This window comes from Curtobacterium sp. MCLR17_045 (assembly GCF_003234405.1).
GTDB lineage: Bacteria > Actinomycetota > Actinomycetes > Actinomycetales > Microbacteriaceae > Curtobacterium > Curtobacterium flaccumfaciens.
The window spans coordinates 28,070-46,355 of the sequence record NZ_QKTB01000020.1 but is presented as its reverse complement, the minus strand read 5'-3'; the positions used below and the strand labels follow the sequence as shown (position 1 = coordinate 46,355).

Below are 18,286 nucleotides of genomic sequence, written 5' to 3'. Positions count from 1 at the left end.
GTGGTCCGGTGGTCGAGCGGCCGTGGACGCTCAGCGTCCCCAGCGCAGGGCCGGGGTCTCCACCGGGGCGTCCCAGAGGGCCGTGAGTTCGTCGTCGAGCACCGTGACGGTGAGCGAGAACCCCTGCATCTCGAGGGACGTGACGTAGTCGCCGACCAAACTACGCGTGACCTGGTGGCCGCGGTCCGAGAGGACCTCGGCGGCGCGTCGGTACGCGATGTAGAGCTCGGACAGCGGAGTGCCGCCCATGCCGTTCACCAGGAGCAGCAGCGACGACCCGGCCGGGGCCTCGAGGTCGGTCAGGATCGGTTCGAGCACGCGGTCGACCAGCTCGTCCGCCGGTGCCATCGCGATCCGCTCGCGGCCGGGCTCGCCGTGGATGCCGATGCCGAGCTCGACCTCGTCGTCGGCCAGCACGAACGACGGCTCCCCCGCGTGCGGGACGGTGCCCGATGCCAGTGCGAGCCCCATCGACCGCGTGACGTCGTTGACGTGCCGGGCCACGGCGGCGACCGCGTCCAGGTCGTCCCCGCGCTCGGCGGCGGCGCCGGCGCACTTCTCCACCACGACGGTCCCGGCGACACCGCGACGGCCGGCGGTGAACAGGGAGTCCTGCACCGCGACGTCGTCGTCCACCACGACGGACTCGACGCGGACGTCGTCCATCGCCGCGAGTTCGGCGGCCGTCTCGAAGTTGAGCACGTCGCCGGTGTAGTTCTTCACGATGTGCAGCACGCCCGCACCGCCGTCGACGGCCTTCGTCGCGGCGACGATCGGGTCGGGCGTCGGGCTCGTGAACACCGGGCCGGGCACCGCGGCGTCGAGCATGCCGTACCCGACGAAGCCGGCGTGCAGCGGTTCGTGCCCGCTGCCACCGCCGCTGACGATCCCGACCTTGCCGGCGACGGGTGCGTCAGCGCGGTGCAGGTGGATCGGGTCCTCGACCAGGACGACGTGTCCGGCGTGTGCCCGGGCGAAGCCCCGGACGGTCTCCTCGACCACGGCCTGCGGGTCATTGATGAGCTTCTTCATGCGGTGCCTCCACGGGTACGGGGTCGAACCGTGGCGGTCACACCGCGCGTCGTCGACCGGAGTGGGCCCAATCTACATCGACGGCACGGGCAGCCGTCCGCTCCCGATGCACGTTCGTGCAGTGCGCCGAGGACGCGCCACCGGCTCGGGATCGTGCTGGGGACACTCGTCCTGCACGTTCGTGCACGATGCCGCACTTCGCTCACGAATTCATCGCCGGGCCGTGAACCGCATCACTATGGTTGGCCTCAATCACTCAACGGGGAGTGCGGCGCAGCACGGCCGGACCCCCACCCTCACGCACTGGAGGTCACCGATGGACGGCATCGGCGTCAATTTCCTGTCCGAGCTCGTCGGTACGGCGATGCTCATCATCCTGGGTGGCGGCGTCGTCGCCGCTGTCTCGCTCGCGAAGTCCAAGGGCTTCGGAGCCGGGTTCCTGATGGTCACCATCGGCTGGGGCTTCGCGGTCTTCGCCGGTGTCACCGTCTCCTACAGCTCGGGCGGTCAGCTCAACCCCGCGGTCAGCCTCGGGCTCGCCCTGCTCGGCAAGATCACCGTCGGCGAGATGTTCCTCTACTGGCTCGCGCAGCTGATCGGCGCGATCATCGGCGCGGTCATCGTCTGGCTCGCCTACAAGCAGCACTTCGACGAGGAGCCCGACGCGGCCGCCAAGCTCGGCGTCTTCTCGACCGGCCCCGCGATCCGGTCGTACGGCTGGAACCTCGTCACGGAGATCATCGGCACCTTCGTGCTGGTCTTCGTCGTCATCGCGTTCTCGAACGGTCAGACGCCGGCATCGCTCGGTGCGATCCCCGTCGCCTTCCTCGTGATCGCGATCGGTGTCAGCCTCGGTGGCCCCACCGGCTACGCCATCAACCCGGCCCGTGACCTCGGCCCCCGCATCGCGCACGCCTTCCTGCCCATCAAGGGCAAGGGCTCGAGCGACTGGGCCTACGCCTGGGTGCCGGTCGTCGGACCGCTGATCGGTGGCGCCCTCGCCGCCGGCCTGTCCGTCGCCCTGCTGCCCATCGTCAGCTGACCCACCCCCACCCCGAAGGCGTGGACGGCCGTTCCGTACGACCGCACACGCACCCGCACCGAACACACCCGTAAGGAGCACCAATGGCCGACTACATCGTCGCCATCGACCAGGGCACGACCTCGACCCGAGCAATCGTGTTCGACCACTCCGGTTCGATCATCTCGACCGGGCAGAAGGAACACGAGCAGATCTTCCCGCGCGCCGGGTGGGTCGAGCACGACCCCGCCGAGATCTGGGACAACACCCGCGAGGTGATCGGTCAGGCACTGTCGCGTGCCGACATCACGCGCCACGACGTCGCAGCCGTCGGCATCACCAACCAGCGCGAGACGGCCGTCGTCTGGGACAAGACCACCGGCAAGCCGATCTACAACGCGATCGTCTGGCAGGACACCCGCACGCAGGCGCTCGTCGACAAGCTCGCCGACGGCGACACCGACAAGTACAAGGCCATCGTCGGCCTGCCGCTCGCGACCTACTTCGCCGGCACCAAGATCATGTGGATCCTCGAGAACGTCGAGGGTGCTCGTGAGAAGGCCGAGGCGGGCGACCTGCTCTTCGGCACCACCGACACCTGGGTCCTGTGGAACCTGACCGGTGGCATCGACGGCGGCGTGCACAAGACCGACGTCACGAACGCGTCCCGCACGCTGTTCATGGACCTCGAGACGCTGCAGTGGCGCGACGACATCCTCGCCGACTTCGGCGTGCCGAAGTCGATGCTCCCCGAGATCGTCAGCTCCTCCGAGGTCTACGGCCACGTCGAGTCCTCGAGCCTGCTGCGCGAGGTCCCGATCGCCGGCATCCTCGGCGACCAGCAGGCCGCGACCTTCGGTCAGGCCGCGTTCGACCAGGGCGAGTCGAAGAACACCTACGGCACCGGCAACTTCCTGATCTTCAACACCGGTACCGAGATCGTCCGCTCCGAGAACGGCCTGCTCACCACCGTCGGCTACAAGCTCGGCGACCAGGAGACGCACTACGCCCTCGAGGGTTCGATCGCCGTCACGGGCTCGCTCATCCAGTGGCTCCGCGACAACCTCGGTCTGATCGGCAGCGCCCCGGAGGTCGAGGCCCTGGCCAAGACCGTCGAGGACAACGGTGGCGTGTACTTCGTGCCGGCGTTCTCCGGGCTCTTCGCGCCGTACTGGCGTCCGGACGCCCGCGGTGCGATCGTCGGCCTCACCCGCTTCGTCAACAAGGGCCACATCGCGCGTGCCGCCCTCGAGGCGACGGCGCTCCAGACCCGCGAGGTCCTCGACGCGGTCAACGCCGACTCCGGCGTGGACCTGACCGAGCTCAAGGTCGACGGCGGCATGACCGCGAACAGCGAGCTCATGCAGTTCCAGGCCGACATGCTCAACGTGCCGGTCGTGCGTCCGGTCGTCGCGGAGACGACGGCGCTCGGTGCGGCCTACGCCGCAGGTCTCGCGGTCGGCTTCTGGGCCAACCTCGACGAGCTCCGTGCCAACTGGCAGGAGGACAAGCGCTGGGAGCCCCAGCTCGACGCCGCCGAGCGCGAGCGCACGCTCCGCCTGTGGAAGAAGGCCGTCACGAAGACCTTCGACTGGGTCGACGAGGACGTGCAGTAACGAAGCACGCGCACGCTGACCGCGTGCACTGAACGCACCGACGGGAGGCCCGGTGCCGGTTCCATGAACCGGCACCGGGCCTCCTGTGCGTTGCGTCTCCTGCGGGCTGGTCGCGGTCGGCCGGTCGTCGGGTGGTTGTCGGGTCGTTGCCGGCACGGCACGGTGCGGGCTTGTTCACCGGGTGCAGCGGTGACCGCCTGGTGCGCGACCGTGGCGCAGCACCGAGCCGTCAGGCTCGCACCGGCTGACGCACCGCGCACGGTGCGGCTCGCGCTGGGGTGGCACGGGATCGCGGACCGCGCACGGTGCGGACTGGAGGCGCGGGACGGGCCCGCCACGGCCCTCCGGTCCGGCACGGGGCGGCCGGCACGGCACGGTGCGGGTTTGTTCACGGGGTGCAGCGGTGACCGCCGGGTGCGCGCTCGTGGCGCAGCACCGAGCCGTCAGGTTCGCACCGGGTGACGTACCGCGCACGGTGCGGGTAGCGCGGAAGCGGCACGGGATCGCGCACCGCGCACGGTGCGGACTGGAGGCGCGGGGCGGGCCCGCCACGGCCCTCCGGTCCGGCACGGGGTGGCCGCCACGGCACGGTGCGGGCTTGTTGACCGGGTGCAGCGGTGACTGCCTGGTGCGCGCTCGCGGCGCAGCACCGAGCCGGCAGGTTCGCACCGGGTGACGCACCGCGCACTGTGCGCGGGGGCGGCGTGGGCTACGCGGCGGGAGCTGCGCCGACCCAATCAGCCAGTTTGCGCGCACCGGCGCCGGAGTCGATCGCCTCGGCGGCGACGACCAGCTGCTCGCGGAAGCGCTGCAGGATCGGCCGGTCGGACTCGTTCGGGTCCTGGGCCAGCCGGAACGAGACGAGGCCGGCCGCGGCGTTCAGCAGGACGATGTCGCGGACGGGTCCGGTCTCCCCCGCGAGCACCCGGTGGACGACGCCGGCGTTGTGCTCGGGGTCGCCGCCGAGCAGGTCCTCCGTGCGTGCCCGGGCGATGCCGAGGTCCCGCGGGTCGAGGTCGTGCTCGGTCACGCGGCCACCGGTGACCTCCCAGATGTGGCTGTGCCCGGTGGTGGTCAGTTCGTCGAGTCCGTCGTCGCCGCGGAACACGAGGGCCGTCGCGCCGCGCGTCTGGAACACACCCGTGATGATCGGAACGAGGTCGAGCTGGGCGACCCCTACAGCGTTGGCCTCGCACCGTGCGGGGTTGACCAGCGGGCCGAGGAAGTTGAACACCGTCGGCACGCCGATCTCGCGCCGCACCGGGCCTGCGTGGGCGAAACCGGGGTGGAACGCGTTGGCGAAGGCGAAGGTCAGCCCGACACGCCGGAAGGTGTCCGCGACACGCGCGGCGTCCATCGTGAGATCGAGTCCGAGGGCGGCGAGCACGTCGCTCGAGCCGGACTTCGACGAGCTGGCCTTGTTGCCGTGCTTGACGACGGGGACCCCGGCGGCGGCGATCACGATGGCTGCCATGGTCGAGATGTTCACGGTGCCGACCACGTCGCCACCGGTCCCGACGATGTCGAGCGCCATCGGATCGACGTCGAGCGGAACCGCGGCGTCCAGGATCGCGTCGCGGAACCCGACGACCTCGTCGACGGTCTCGCCCTTCGCGCGGAGCGTCACGGCGAAGGCTGCGATCTGTGCCTGGGTGGCGCGCCCGTGCACGATCTCCTCCATGGCCCATGTGGATTGCCTGATCGTCAGGTCCTCGCGCGCCATGAGCGCGCTGATCACTGCTGGCCAAGAAAGTGCGTCAGGCATGGCTCGATCGTAGTGAATTCGAGAGACCCGCCAGTCTCCTGCGAAAACACTGTCGGGGGTTTCGGCCATAATGGAGGACGTGACTAGCACCTCTCTCTCCAGATCAGCCAGCGGTCCGGCCCTCAACAGGCCGAACGCCGTGGCCGTGGGGACGATCGTGTGGCTGGGCAGCGAGGTCATGTTCTTCGCCGGCCTGTTCGCGATCTACTTCACGCTCCGCAGCACGTCCCCTGAGCTCTGGGCGACCGAGACCGCGAAGCTCGAGGTGCCCTTCGCCTCCGTGAACACGATCATCCTGGTGCTGTCCAGCTTCGCCTGCCAGTTCGCCGTGTTCGCCGCGGAGCGCTTCCAGGTGCACCGGACGAGCTGGAACCCGCGCCACTGGGGCATGACGGAGTGGTTCTTCGTCACCTACGCGATGGGTGCGATCTTCGTCTGCGGCCAGATCTTCGAGTACGCCAACCTCTGGCACGAGGGCGTGACGCTCTCCTCCAGCGCATACGGCTCGGCGTTCTACATGACCACCGGGTTCCACGGGCTCCACGTGACCGGTGGCCTCATCGCCTTCCTGCTGACGCTCGGCCGCGGTTTCGCCGCCAAGAACTTCGGCCACAAGGAAGCGACCACCGCCATCGTCGTGTCGTACTACTGGCACTTCGTCGACGTCGTGTGGATCTTCCTCTTCGCCGTCATCTACCTTCTCAAGTAGGAACTGGACACCCCCCAGCACATGTTCAACAGAACCAAGTCCAAGAAGGGCCGCCGTTCACCGATGGCGACCGTGTCGCTCATCGTCGTGGGTCTCATGACCACCGGTGGCGCGTACGCACTGTTCAGCTCCACGGCGAACGCCGACGACAGCACGAACACCGTCGCCGCCTCGAGCCAGTCGCAGGTGAACGAGGGCGAGAAGCTCTTCGCCTCGAACTGCGCCACCTGCCACGGTCTCTCCGCGCAGGGCACGAGCGAGGGCCCGTCCCTCATCGGTGTCGGCGCCGCGTCGGTCGACTTCCAGGTCGGCACCGGCCGCATGCCGATGGCCGCTCAGGGCCCGCAGGCCGAAGAGAAGCCCGCGCAGTTCACGGACGAGCAGGTCGACGCACTCGCGCAGTACGTCGCCTCCCTCGGCCCCGGCCCGTCGGTCCCGTCCACCGAGCTCACCAACGGTGAGGACGGCGACGCTGCCGAAGGCGCCGAGCTGTTCCGCATCAACTGCGCCATGTGCCACAACGTGGCCGGCGCCGGCGGTGCGCTGACCGAGGGCAAGTACGCCCCGAACCTCGAGACGGTCTCCGGCAAGCACATCTACGAGGCCATGCTCACCGGCCCGCAGAACATGCCGGTCTTCAACGACCTGAACCTGACGCCGGAGCAGAAGGCCGACATCATCACGTACCTCAAGTACGTGCAGGACAACAAGTCCCCCGGTGGCTTCGCACTCGGCTCCCTGGGGCCGGTCGCCGAGGGTCTGTTCATCTGGATCTTCGGACTCGGCGCGGTCGTCGCGATGACCGTCTGGCTGACCGCGAAGTCCAACTGATCGTCCGTGTCGAACGACACTGAAGGGAACACCATGGCAGAGCACGACGACGAGACGCTGAACTCGTCCTCGGCTGTCGAGAAGCACGGCACGACCACCTCCCCCGGGATTGCGGTCCTCCCCGTCGACCCGTTCGAGAACCCGGGCGAGCCGCCGCACCGCCCGCGTCGCACCGACGTCGACCCGAAGAAGCAGCGTCTGGCCGAGCGCCAGGTCGCCGCGTACTTCTACCTGTCGATCGTCGGCAGCGTGCTGTCGATCGCGGCGTACGTCGCCTTCCCGATCGACCCGAGCGACTTCGGGACGGTCCGCACCGCGAACCTCTTCCTGGGCCTGTCGATCGCCCTCGCGCTCCTCGCCCTCGGCCTCGGCGCCGTCTACTGGTCGAAGTCGCTCGTCGTCGACCGTGAAATCACCGAGCTCCGCCACGGCACCCGCGGCACCGACGCGACCCGCGCCAAGGCGGTCGAGGCGTTCCAGCTCGCCGACAAGGAGTCCGGCTTCAGCCGTCGCAAGCTGATCCGCAACTCGATGATCGGTGCCCTGGCCGCGTTCCCGCTCCCCGGCATCGTCCTGGTCCGTGACCTCGCTCCCGCCGAGGACCCCAACGAGCTGCTCCGCCACACCTTCTGGAAGCAGGGCCTGCGCCTGACGAAGGACCCGACGGGTCTGCCGATCAAGGCCTCCGACGTCACCATCGGTTCGGTGTTCCACGTCATCCCCGAGGGCATGCTCGAGTCCGAGCACATGCTGGAGGAGAAGGCCAAGGCCTCCGTCCTCCTCATGCGTCTCGACCCGAAGGACCTCAACCCGTCCAAGGGCCACGAGAACTGGGGCTACGACGGCATCGTCGCGTACTCCAAGATCTGCACCCACGTCGGTTGCCCCGTCGCGCTCTACGAACAGCAGACGCACCACCTGCTGTGCCCGTGCCACCAGTCCACCTTCGATGTCTCGAACAACTGCGAGGTCATCTTCGGTCCGGCAGCACGCCCCCTCCCCCAACTTCCGATCGCGATCGACGACGACGGCTACCTGGTTGCCCAGAGCGACTTCCACGAGCCGGTCGGACCGTCCTTCTGGGAGCGTGAACGCTGATGACCAGCACCACCACCACCGCACCGAACACGTCGACGAACAAGCCGGCGCCGGAGCGCGGATCCCGCATCATCGGCGGGGTCGCCAACTACATCGACGAGCGCACCAGCATCTCGGGCCTCGTCAAGGAAGTCGGCCGCAAGATCTTCCCGGACCACTGGAGCTTCATGCTCGGCGAGGTGGCGCTGTACAGCTTCGTCGTCGTGCTGCTCTCCGGGACCTTCCTGACGTTCTTCTTCCAGGCGTCCATGACCGAGGTCGTCTACAACGGCTCGTACGTCCCGCTCAAGGGCGTGGCGATGTCGACGGCCCTGCAGTCCACGCTCGACATCTCGTTCGACATCCGCGGCGGGCTCTTCGTCCGCCAGGTCCACCACTGGGCAGCCCTGCTGTTCGTGGCGTCGATCATGCTGCACATGGCCCGCGTGTTCTTCACCGGCGCCTTCCGCAAGCCGCGTGAGCTCAACTGGGTCTTCGGCTTCCTGCTCTGGGTCCTCGCCATGGCCGAGGGCTTCACCGGCTACTCGCTCCCCGACGACCTGCTCTCCGGAAACGGTCTGCGGATCATCGTCGGCATGATCGAGGGTGTCCCGGTGATCGGCGTCTGGATCGCCTACCTGCTGTTCGGCGGCGAGTTCCCGGGGACCGACATCGTCGGCCGCCTGTACACGCTGCACATCCTGCTGCTGCCGGCGATCCTCGTCGCGGTGCTCGGTGTCCACCTCGTGCTCGTCGTGATCAACAAGCACACGCAGTTCGCCGGTCCGGGCAAGACCAACGAGAACGTCGTCGGTGTCCCGATCCTCCCGGCGTTCGCCGCGAAGGCCGGTGGGTTCTTCTTCATCGTCGCGGGCATCCTGGCCCTCATCGCGTCGCTGTTCACGATCAACCCGATCTGGAACTACGGCCCGTACGACCCCTCCCCGGTGTCCGCCGGTACCCAGCCCGACTGGTACATCGGCTTCGCCGACGGCGCGCTCCGACTGGTCCCGCCGCACTGGGAGGTCGTGTGGTTCGGCTACACGGTGTCGTTCAACATCCTGGCGCCGATCGCGGTCCTGGTGCTGCTCATCCTGGCGATCCTGCTCTACCCCTTCATCGAGGCGTGGGTCACGGGCGACAAGCGTGAGCACCACATCCTCGACCGCCCGCGCAACGCCCCGACGCGCACGGCGTTCGGTGCCGCTGGCATCACGCTCTACGCCAGCCTCTGGGCAGCAGCCTCGTCGGACATCATCGCGACGCACTTCCTGGTGTCGATCGAACACGTGATCCACGTGATCCAGGCAACGACCGTCCTCGGTCCGTTCATCGCCTTCTGGATCACGAAGCGTGTCTGCCTCGCCCTCCAGAAGAAGGACCGCGAGATCGTCCTGCACGGCTACGAGTCGGGCCGCATCGTCCGACTCCCCCACGGCGAGTACATCGAGGTGCACGAGCAGCTCGACGAGTACGAGCGCTGGAAGCTCCTGCAGTTCAACGAGTACAAGCCGCTGATGATCCGCCCGAACGCCAAGGGCAAGATCACGGGTATGCAGAAGGTCCGCGCCGGCGTCTCCCGCTTCTTCTTCGAAGACCGCATCGAGCCGGTCTCGAAGGCAGAACTCGAGGCAGCACACGCCGCGCACCACGGCCCGAACCTCGAGGGTGGCCACCAGGCTCCCCAGGTCGGCCCCGGCGATCACTGATCGGTAGCGCACGAAGCAACCCCCGTCACGAAGTGGCGGGGGTTTCTTCGTGCACAGGGCAACACGCCGCCCCCAGTTCACGGCTGGTTCACTCTCGCATGCTGGACTCGTCCAGGACGGTGTGGCAACGTGTTGCACCACGCATCCGCCAACGGAATGAGACCCCGATGGACAGCCGGACGGCCGAACACCCCAGGCCGAACCACTTCCTCCTCCACCTCAGCGACACGCACCTCGTCTCCGGGGACCGCAACCTGTACGGCGATGTGGACTCCGCCGCACGGCTCACGCAGATCGTCGCGGACATCGAAGCCTCGGGCACGCGGCCCGAAGCGATCGTCGTCACCGGCGACGTGGCCGACAAGGGCGAGCCGGGAGCGTACGCCCGCGTCCGCGAGATCCTCGAACCGGCGGCCCAGCGCATCGGTGCACAGGTCATCTGGGCCATGGGCAACCACGACGAGCGCGGTGCCTTCCGCCAGGAGCTCTTCGGCCTGCAGCCCACCGACCGCCCGGTCGACTTCGTCTACGACGTCAACGGTCTCCGCGTGATCACCCTGGACACGAGCGTGCCGGGTCACCACCACGGTGAGGTCTCCCCCGAGCAGCTCGACTGGCTCGCCGAGGTCCTGTCCGAGGCCGCGCCGCACGGCACCATCCTCGCGATGCACCACCCGCCGGTGCCGAGCGTCCAGGACCTCACCGTCCTCGTCGAGCTCCGCGACCAGCAGGCCCTGGCCGAGGTCGTCGAGGGCAGTGACGTCCTCGCCATCATCGCCGGGCACCTGCACTACTCCACCAGTGCGGTGTTCGCCGGCATCCCGGTTTCCGTCGCAAGCGCCACCTGCTACACCCAGGACCTCACCGAGTTCCAGGGCGGCACCCGCGGACGAGACGGTGCGCAGTCGTTCAACCTCGTGCACGTCTACGGCCACAACGTCGTGCACTCGGTCGTGCCGATCGGGCACTACGCCACCGTCGGACAGCCCGTCTCCGCGCTCGAGACCGAGGCGAAGCTCGCGGCGCACGGCGTGACGATCCCCGCGGCCGTCGAGCCGGCACCGGTGACCTCGAGCATCCCGGTGTTCACGCTCGACTCGGTGCCCGTCTCCCCCGTCCACCGGTAGCGTCGCGCACTTCGCGTGCAGAAGAGGTCGGGTCCGTCATGCGGACCCGACCTCTTCTGCTCACCAAGCGTGGGCGCGGGAGGTCATGACTCCCCGTCAGTGTGCGGCGAGTGGTCACGTTCCGTCGGCTGGCGGCTCGGCAATCAATAGTTCATGACCGCTCGGCGGGCAGTCAACGGGGTGTCTTGACCGCGCGGCGTCGTGTACGTCCCGACGGCACGCCCGACGGTCGGGAGGCCCGTGGCGGGCCCGACCCGCGCCTCCCGGCCCGCGGGGTGGTCGCGACTCACCGCGGGTGCTGCGTCGCGTGGTCATGTTCCGTCGGCTGTGGGCGGCGCAGGCGACGGGCTGTGACCGCTCGGCGTGGGGGTGGCGGGGAGTCGTGACCGGTGGAGCGTGCGGGTGCGTCAAACCTCGTGGCTGGGTTCCGGCGCCGGGCTCGCAGGCTCGCCCGGAGCGCCCCAGCAGGCCGCTGGCGCGTCCTGAGCGCTGGGACGCTCCCAGCAGGCCGCTGGCGCGTCCTAAGCGCTGGGGCGCTCCCACGGCGCGGGGAACGGGAAGTAGCGCTCCAGGAAGCCCGTGACGCGCTGCGTGCGCTCTTCGTCGCTGACCTCGGGGAAGCTGCCGTCGTTCAGGCAGAAGAAGTCCACGTTCCGCTTCTTCAGCAGCTCGTCGAGGGCCTTGAGTCCGGAGACCATGGTCGTGTCGACGTACCCGACGGCCGCGTTCTCCTGGATGATCGCCCGACCGGTGAGCAGAGAGTAGTAGTGGTACAGCGAGTTCGTCACCGAGATGTTGTCGGCGGCTCGGAAGCGGGACGCCGCAGTGGCCGCGAACTCGTCGGCGAACTCGTGCTCCATCTCGGTCATGATCGAGGCGCGCAGGGGCGTCGGGGCGTGCTCGAGGTGCCGGGTGGTCACCGCACCGAAGCGCTGCTGCAGCAGGCGACGGTTCACGCGGGCGGAGTTCTCGAAACCGCTGCGTGCAGGGTTGTTGGAGCCGAGGCCGATCCGGGTCGACGCGAGGATGAACTTCGTGACCGATCCCGGGCTGTAGAACACCGAGGGGTCGACGAGGCGCCCGAAGAACATGTCGTCGTTCGAGTAGATGAAGTGCTCGCTGATGCCCGGGATGTGGTGCAGCTGCGACTCGACGGCCTGCGAGTTGTGCGTCGGCAGCACGGAGGGGTCGGCGAAGAACTCCTCGCTGCGGACGATGCGGACCTTCGGGTGCTCGGCGAGCCAGTGCGGCGCCGGGGAGTCCGTCGCGATGTAGATCTGGCGGATCCACGGTGCGAAGGTGTGCACCGAGCGGAGCGCGTACTTCAGCTCGTCGATCTGGCGGAACCGGGCCGGGGCGTCGTCGCCCTCGCCCAGGACGGCGTTCGACTGTGCGGCCTGGCGGGCGCGCTGGTACTCGATGGCGTTGCCGTCGACCCACGAGAAGACGATGTCGATCGGGAACCGGATGTCCGAGACGTGGTCGTCGAACATGTGCTCGACGGTGCGCCAGGTGCGGCCGTAGCGTTCGATGTCGACGAGGACGAACTCGTCGATCGGCAGGCTGCGACGCATCAGGGCGTTCTCGACGGGGGCGAGGACCTCGATGTCGGTGACGCGCCAGAACTCGAGCTGGACGCTCGTCTCGGCGCCGTAGCGCAGGCGTCCGAGCGGCTCGAGCCGCGGGCGGAACACGCGGAGCACGGGTTCCTCGATGGAGCCGAGTCCGTCGTCCTGCACGAGCACCGCCGGCTTGCCCGGGGGCTTCGCGTAGAAGGGCTCGTTGACGGCCGCGGACATCACGGCGCTCTCGGCACGCTGGCGGTCACGCTCGTCGAGGGCGATCACCGGGCGCTGGTCGTTGCCGCGGATGAGCAGGTGGTCGACGTCAGCCGCGGTGAGCGCGTCGTCGAGGAACAGCAGGTCCTCGATCATCGACTGCTGCGGCGTGAGGTGTCCGTTGATCAGGGTCAGTCGCCCCTTGCGGACGACGACGTCGGATCGGTCGAGACCGCCGGAGGACGGTCGAGGGTTCAGCAGAGGACTCTCGGTCACCGGCTCGGTCTCGTCGTTCATCCATGCCCTTCGGGTGTGCGGCCGGGTCCTGTACCCGACCTGCCGATCCTACCGTCCGTCCGACTCGCGGGGCACCTTGACCACGATGCCCACCACGATGAACAGCGCGGCGGCCACCAGCTGCAGTGCCGCCCACACCTGTCCGGGGATCGGCACCGTGACGAGCGGGTTCCAGCAGACGGCGACGGCGGCCATGAGCAGGGCGGCCCACCAGACCTTGCCGCGCACGCTGAAGACCAGCACGATCAACGCGAGCACCGTGACGCCCCAGCGGGCGAAGACGAAGCCCGACGAATCGACGATGGCGACGCAGGCCAGCAGGACGATTGCCGCGATCATCGACGGCGCCAGCGCGGGCCGGGTGAAGGGCGGCGTGGTGCGGGCACCGTTGACGGGTGCGGCGGCTGCGGGTCGCGGGGACCCTGCGGGCACGCCGTGCTGGGACGACCCCACCGGGGGCCGCCCCTTGCGTGCGGCCATCAGTCCGCGGAGCCGTCGAGGTCGATCGCCTGGATCGACCGCGACATCGGCGGCAGGTCGCGGACGCGCTCGAGCGCCGGCACCAGCTCGCCGACCAGCGCACGGTAGCCGTCTTCGGTCAGGTGCAGGCCGTCCTCGGTGAAGCGGGCGTCCAGGTGGTCGCCGTCGGCCAGGGCGGGCCAGGCGTCGAGGTACTGCGCGTGGCACGTGGCGACGAACTGCCGGAGGTGCCGGTTGGCCTGCTCGATCTTCGTGGCGTACTCGGCTTGCCGGGGCAGGATCGACACGAGCAGCAGGCGCACGCCCGGCAGCTCGCGGCGGAGCGTGACCAGGATGGTCTCGACGTTGCGGACCACGTGCTCGGCGCTCGCGCGGTGGTTGCCGAAGTCGTTCGTGCCGATGAGCAGCACGATCACCTCGGGCTGTTCGGCGACGACGGCGTCGAGGCGCGTCAGTACGCCGTCGGTCGTGTCTCCACCGATGCCCTGGTTCAGCGTGTGCTCGTCGGGGAGCCAGGTGTCCCAGTCGCCCTGTTCGGTGATGCTGTCCCCCAGGAAGAGGACGGGGCTGCGGTCGTCGGTCATGCTGCCTCCTCGTGCGCCGGCTCGGGGGTCCCGGTCTGCTGCGTCCGGTTGCGCTGCGTGGACTCGGTGTGGTCGGACTCCCGCTCGGCGGCGGCGGTGATGCGCTCGACCATACCGGGGAAGATGACGCCGTGGAACGGCAGGATGCCGTACCAGTACAGCCGCCCGGCCAGGCCCTGCGGGAAGTAGATCGCCCGCTGGTGGTAGTCGCTGCCGCCGTCGGGGTTCGGTGTGACGGTCATCTCGAGCCACGCACGACCGGGCGACTTGAACTCGGCGCGGAGCCGCAGGTACCGGCCGCGCTCGAGTCGTTCGACGCGCCACCAGTCGAGCGCGTCACCCTGCTCCAGGCGCTGCTGGTCACGCCGGCCGCGGTTCAGGCCGACACCGCCGGCGATCTTGTCCATCCAGCCGCGGGCGACCCAGGCGAGTGGGAACGAGTACCAGCCGTTGTCGCCGCCGATCGACTCGACGACGCGCCAGACGTCCTCGGCGGAGGCACTGGAGTGCCGCTTCCGGTCGTCGACGTAGACCGTGTGCCCGGCCCAGTCGGGGTCGTTCGGCATCGGGTCGGCCGAGGCGCTCGAGAGCGTCGCGCTCCGCCAGCTCGTCTGGACCTGACCGCTGCGCATCTTGTTGAGCGCGAGGCGGACGGCCCGGCGGTACGAGGTGAGCCCGCCCTCGGGCTGCGGCACGACGTCGTCGATGTCGTGCTCGCGCTGCACGCACTCGAACTGCAGCGACTCGATGATCGGGGTCGCGAGCTTGCGCGGGATCGGGGTGACGGCGTTGAACCAGTGTGCGGCGAGGCGCGGGGTGAGCACCGGCAGGACCGTGATCGGACGCTGGGGCAGCTTCGCCTCGACCGCGTAGCCGTTCAGCATCTGGCCGTACCGCAGGACGTCGGGGCCGCCGATGTCGAAGGTGCGGTTGACGTCGGCGGGCACGTCGAGCGCGGCCACCAGGTAGTACAGGACGTCGCGGACCGCGATCGGCTGGATGTGGTTGCGGACCCAGCGCGGCGCGGGCATCCACGGCAGGACGTCGGTCAGGTGCCGGATCATCTCGAACGAGGTGCTGCCCGAGCCGATCACGACCCCGGCCTGGTACGCCACCGTCGGCACGCCCGAGCTGAGGAGGATCTCCCCCACCTCCTTGCGGCTGCGGAGGTGCTTCGACAGCTCGCCGTCGGGGTGCAGCCCGCCCAGGTAGACGAACCGGCTGACGCCGGCCGCCTTCGCCTCGCGCGCCATGGTCTCCGCTGCTTCGCGCTCGGCCGACTCGAAGTCGCCGTCGGCGCCCATCGCGTGGGCGAGGTAGTAGACCGCCTCGATCCCGTCGACGGCGGCGCGCACCGCCTCGGCGTCCTGGAGGTCGCCCTCCGCGACGTCGACCTCACTGCTCCACGGGACGTCCTGGAGCTTCCGGGGGTTGCGCACGAACACACGGACGGAGTGGCCGGCTTCGAGGAGACGAGGGACGAGACGACCACCGATGTACCCGGTGGCGCCGGTGACGAGGACCTGCATGCCCTGCACGCTACGCGGCACGCCTGACGGGTAGGCTTGCCGGGTGGACAACGCAGCCTTCCCCGTCACCGTCGATGCCGTCCGCGGCCTCATCGACCACGCGATCCTGAAGCCCGAACTCACCCGCGCGGACGTCGACGCCCAGCTCGACGAAGCCGCCGCCCACCGCGTCTTCAGCGTCTGCGTCCGTCCGAGCGACGTCGCCCAGGCCGTCGAGCGCCTCACGGGCACCGGTGTCGGCGTCGGCACCGTGATCGGCTTCCCGCACGGCACGACGTCCACCGCGGCGAAGGTCGCCGAGTCGCTGCAGGCACTGGCCGACGGCGCGTTCGAGCTCGACATGGTGCAGAACATCGGCGCGGCGAAGTCGGGTGACTGGCAGCGCGTCGAGCAGGACGTCCGCGCGGTCGTCGACGCCGCCGGCGACACCGTGGTCAAGGTGATCCTCGAGACCGCGTTCCTGACCGATGACGAGATCGTCGCGGCCTCGCGTGCGGCACAGACCGCCGGCGCCGCCTTCGTGAAGACCTCGACCGGGTTCGCCGGCGGTGGCGCGACGGCCGAGCACATCGCCCTCATGCGCCGCACGGTCGGTGCCGACACCGGCGTGAAGGCCTCCGGCGGCGTCCGCGGGCTCGACACCCTGCTCGAGATGGTCGAGGCGGGCGCGAACCGCATCGGCACGAGCGCCTCGGCCCGCATCCTCGACGAGGTCACGCACCGCGCCGAGACGGGCGCCGCGTCGGCGCTCGGCGACGACACGACGTCCTACTGACCCACGGGGCTGACCCACGGCGCTGAGCCCACCCGACTGAGCCAGCCCAGCTGAGCCAGCCCACGCACCCAGCACGACCCACCACGACCAGGCCGGTGCCCACCGGACGCGACGACGCGTCGGCGACCCGCACCGTGCCTCCAGACCGCCGCATCGGAGCGCGCATGTCCAGCACCGCACCCCAGTCCCCCGCCCTCGCCCTGGCCGTCGACCTCGGCGGCACGAAGGTCGAGGCCGCGCTCGTCACCGACCAGGGCGTCGTGCTGCCGGCGACCCGGTTCCGCAGCCCCACCGGGCCGCAGCGCACCTCGGACGAACTGCAGGCCGCCGTCGACGAGGTCGTCACGGCCGCGCTCGGCGCGCTGCCCGCCGACGCGACGCTCGTCGGCGTCGGCGTCGGTTCCGCCGGCCCGGTCGACGAGGAGCACGGCCTCGTCTCCCCGCTCAACATGCCGGTCTGGCGTGGCCACCCGCTGCGCGACCGGATCGCGGCGCTCGTGCCGGACGACGTCCCGGTGACGCTCCGCATGGACGGCCTGGCGATCACCCTCGCCGAGCACTGGGTCGGCGCGGCCCAGGGCTACGAGCACGTCATGGGCATGATCGTCTCCACCGGTGTCGGCGGCGGGCTCATCCTGCACGGTCGCACCGTCAGCGGACCGACGGGCAACGCCGGCCACATCGGGCACGTCGAGTGCGGCGGCTACGTCGACCCCTGCGCCTGCGGCGGCACCGGTTGCCTCGAGGCGATCGCCAGCGGCCCGAAGACCGTGGCCTGGGCACGTCGTCAGGGCTTCGCGGGCACGACCGGCGAGGAGCTCTCGGCCGCGTACGCCGCCGGCGACGAGATCGCCGTCGCAGCGATCCAGCGGAGCGGCCGTGCCCTCGGGCAGGCCATCGCCGCCGCCACGAGCCTGGTCGACCTCGAGATCGTGGCCATCGGCGGCGGGTTCTCGCGCGTCACCCCGGACCTGTTCGAGTACGCCCGGCAGGCCGTGGCGGAGCGTGTCGAGTTCGGGTTCGTCACGAAGGTGCAGATCGTGCCGACCGGGTTGTCCCAGGACGGTCCGCTCATCGGTGCCGCGGCGCTCGTGCACCGCGCCGACGTCCTGCGCTGAGCGCGCGCGTCGCGCCCGGCCGCGTCCGATCCGGCGCGCGGCCGTCGGCTGGTCGCGTCGTCGACGCGGCCAACGCCGTGGACGTGACCGGCGACGGCCTGGAGGCGCGGTGCGGGCCCGCCACGGTCCTCCCGGCCGGTGCGGGGCTTGTCCACAGGCCTGTCGGTCGCGGCCGCAGGTCGGGCAGGATGTGCGGGTGCCCCGCCCGCGACTGCTGACCAGTGACGACTGGCCGGAACCCGAGCTGCGTGCGGCGGTCCTGGCCGGTGAGCTGGTCGCCGTCGGCCCCTGCTGGGCCTCCCCCGCTGAGCCGCAGACGCCGTCGTTGCGCGCCGCCGCTGCGGCATGGGTCCTGCGGGACGCGCGCCTGATCGCCTGCACCCTGACCGCCGCGTGGATCTGGGGCGCGGTGTCCCGGCCGCCGGCGCCGCTCGAGGCCTGCATCCCGCCGCAGGTCCGCGTCCACGTCGGGCCGGACGTCCGCCTGCGAGAGGTCCGGATCGACGTCGACGACACCGTCGAGCGCTCGGGGCTGCGGGTCACGCTGCCGGCGCGGACCGCGGTCGACCTGCTCCGAACGCCGGGCCCCTCGGCCGGTGCGTTCGGGAAGGCCGAGGCAACGGCCGTGCACGGGCTGCTCGCGATCGGGGCGGTCACCGCTGCCGAGCTGAGGGCGCGCTTGACGTCGCTCGGGACGATCCCCATGGTGCGGCAGGCCGAGCGGCGGTTGCAGGGGCTGCAGGGCGCGGCTGGGGGCGCTGTCCGGTAGGGGTTGCGCGCTGGGTGCGGGCGCGGGTGGTCAGGACACCCGGCTCACGTCCGCCGAGTGGTCAAGAAC

Annotated in this window: 16 protein-coding genes; 10 read left to right on the top strand and 6 right to left on the bottom strand. The window is 70.0% G+C overall.

The features are described 5' to 3' along the window. Positions 1 to 30: 30 nt before the first annotated feature. Positions 31 to 1,032: a dihydroxyacetone kinase subunit DhaK gene (gene dhaK, locus DEJ05_RS12830; RefSeq protein ID WP_111110576.1), complete on the bottom strand. Its 1,002-nt coding sequence runs from the start codon at positions 1,030 to 1,032 to the stop codon at positions 31 to 33. 316 nt (positions 1,033 to 1,348) lie between these two features. Here dhaK and DEJ05_RS12825 point away from each other — a divergent pair, with 316 nt between their 5' ends. Then, positions 1,349 to 2,074: an MIP/aquaporin family protein gene (locus DEJ05_RS12825; protein WP_111030103.1), complete on the top strand. Its 726-nt coding sequence runs from the start codon at positions 1,349 to 1,351 to the stop codon at positions 2,072 to 2,074. A gap of 83 nt (positions 2,075 to 2,157) precedes the next feature. Then, positions 2,158 to 3,669 carry a glycerol kinase GlpK gene (glpK, locus tag DEJ05_RS12820; RefSeq protein ID WP_071403832.1) on the top strand — a complete coding sequence of 504 codons (1,512 nt, stop codon included), beginning with the start codon at positions 2,158 to 2,160 and terminating at the stop codon, positions 3,667 to 3,669. Between the two features lie 709 nt (positions 3,670 to 4,378). Here the strand turns inward: glpK and trpD are convergent. Further along, positions 4,379 to 5,434: an anthranilate phosphoribosyltransferase gene (gene trpD / locus DEJ05_RS12815; RefSeq protein ID WP_111110575.1), complete on the bottom strand. Its 1,056-nt coding sequence runs from the start codon at positions 5,432 to 5,434 to the stop codon at positions 4,379 to 4,381. A 70-nt stretch (positions 5,435 to 5,504) separates the two neighbouring features. Between trpD and DEJ05_RS12810 the strand changes: the two genes are divergently transcribed. The 5 genes from DEJ05_RS12810 to DEJ05_RS12790 all read left to right on the top strand — a co-directional run bounded on the left by DEJ05_RS12810 (position 5,505) and on the right by DEJ05_RS12790 (position 10,887). Continuing rightward, positions 5,505 to 6,143 carry a heme-copper oxidase subunit III gene (locus tag DEJ05_RS12810; RefSeq protein ID WP_027465617.1) on the top strand — a complete coding sequence of 213 codons (639 nt, stop codon included), beginning with the start codon at positions 5,505 to 5,507 and terminating at the stop codon, positions 6,141 to 6,143. Positions 6,144 to 6,164: 21 nt separating this feature from the next. Continuing rightward, positions 6,165 to 6,974: a cytochrome c gene (locus DEJ05_RS12805; protein WP_071403834.1), complete on the top strand. Its 810-nt coding sequence runs from the start codon at positions 6,165 to 6,167 to the stop codon at positions 6,972 to 6,974. A 33-nt stretch (positions 6,975 to 7,007) separates the two neighbouring features. Beyond that, on the top strand, positions 7,008 to 8,072 hold the full coding sequence (locus DEJ05_RS12800) for a ubiquinol-cytochrome c reductase iron-sulfur subunit (RefSeq protein WP_027465615.1): 1,065 nt from the start codon (positions 7,008 to 7,010) through the stop codon (positions 8,070 to 8,072). Then, a complete protein-coding gene (locus tag DEJ05_RS12795; RefSeq protein WP_111110574.1) occupies positions 8,072 to 9,760 on the top strand; it encodes a ubiquinol-cytochrome c reductase cytochrome b subunit in 1,689 nt (562 codons plus the stop codon). Before DEJ05_RS12800 ends, DEJ05_RS12795 begins: the two co-directional genes overlap by 1 nt. Positions 9,761 to 9,927: 167 nt before the next feature. Beyond that, positions 9,928 to 10,887 (top strand): phosphodiesterase, encoded by a 960-nt coding sequence (locus DEJ05_RS12790; protein ID WP_111030100.1) that lies wholly within the window; start codon positions 9,928 to 9,930, stop codon positions 10,885 to 10,887. A 521-nt stretch (positions 10,888 to 11,408) separates the two neighbouring features. On the opposite strand, the gene DEJ05_RS12785 is transcribed toward DEJ05_RS12790, so the two are convergent. The 4 genes from DEJ05_RS12785 to DEJ05_RS12770 are packed head-to-tail and all read right to left on the bottom strand — an operon-like array spanning position 11,409 to position 15,555. Further along, positions 11,409 to 12,962, bottom strand: coding sequence for a stealth conserved region 3 domain-containing protein (locus DEJ05_RS12785; RefSeq protein ID WP_111030099.1), 1,554 nt, complete (start codon positions 12,960 to 12,962; stop codon positions 11,409 to 11,411). 48 nt (positions 12,963 to 13,010) lie between these two features. Continuing rightward, entirely contained in the window at positions 13,011 to 13,442 is a 432-nt protein-coding gene (locus tag DEJ05_RS12780; protein ID WP_111030098.1) for a DUF6804 family protein, read from the bottom strand. After that, positions 13,442 to 14,026: a GDSL-type esterase/lipase family protein gene (locus DEJ05_RS12775; RefSeq protein WP_071403838.1), complete on the bottom strand. Its 585-nt coding sequence runs from the start codon at positions 14,024 to 14,026 to the stop codon at positions 13,442 to 13,444. Before DEJ05_RS12775 ends, DEJ05_RS12780 begins: the two co-directional genes overlap by 1 nt. Then, positions 14,023 to 15,555: an SDR family oxidoreductase gene (locus DEJ05_RS12770; protein ID WP_258370603.1), complete on the bottom strand. Its 1,533-nt coding sequence runs from the start codon at positions 15,553 to 15,555 to the stop codon at positions 14,023 to 14,025. Before DEJ05_RS12770 ends, DEJ05_RS12775 begins: the two co-directional genes overlap by 4 nt. A 43-nt stretch (positions 15,556 to 15,598) precedes the next feature. Between DEJ05_RS12770 and deoC the strand changes: the two genes are divergently transcribed. The 3 genes from deoC to DEJ05_RS18145 all read left to right on the top strand — a co-directional run bounded on the left by deoC (position 15,599) and on the right by DEJ05_RS18145 (position 18,217). Next, positions 15,599 to 16,330, top strand: coding sequence for a deoxyribose-phosphate aldolase (gene deoC / locus DEJ05_RS12765; RefSeq protein WP_111030096.1), 732 nt, complete (start codon positions 15,599 to 15,601; stop codon positions 16,328 to 16,330). 164 nt (positions 16,331 to 16,494) lie between these two features. After that, complete coding sequence (locus DEJ05_RS12760; RefSeq protein ID WP_111110583.1) at positions 16,495 to 17,448, top strand: ROK family protein; 954 nt, start codon at positions 16,495 to 16,497, stop codon at positions 17,446 to 17,448. A 196-nt stretch (positions 17,449 to 17,644) separates the two neighbouring features. After that, positions 17,645 to 18,217 (top strand): type IV toxin-antitoxin system AbiEi family antitoxin, encoded by a 573-nt coding sequence (locus DEJ05_RS18145; RefSeq protein WP_181440722.1) that lies wholly within the window; start codon positions 17,645 to 17,647, stop codon positions 18,215 to 18,217. The last annotated feature ends 69 nt before the right edge of the window (positions 18,218 to 18,286 follow it).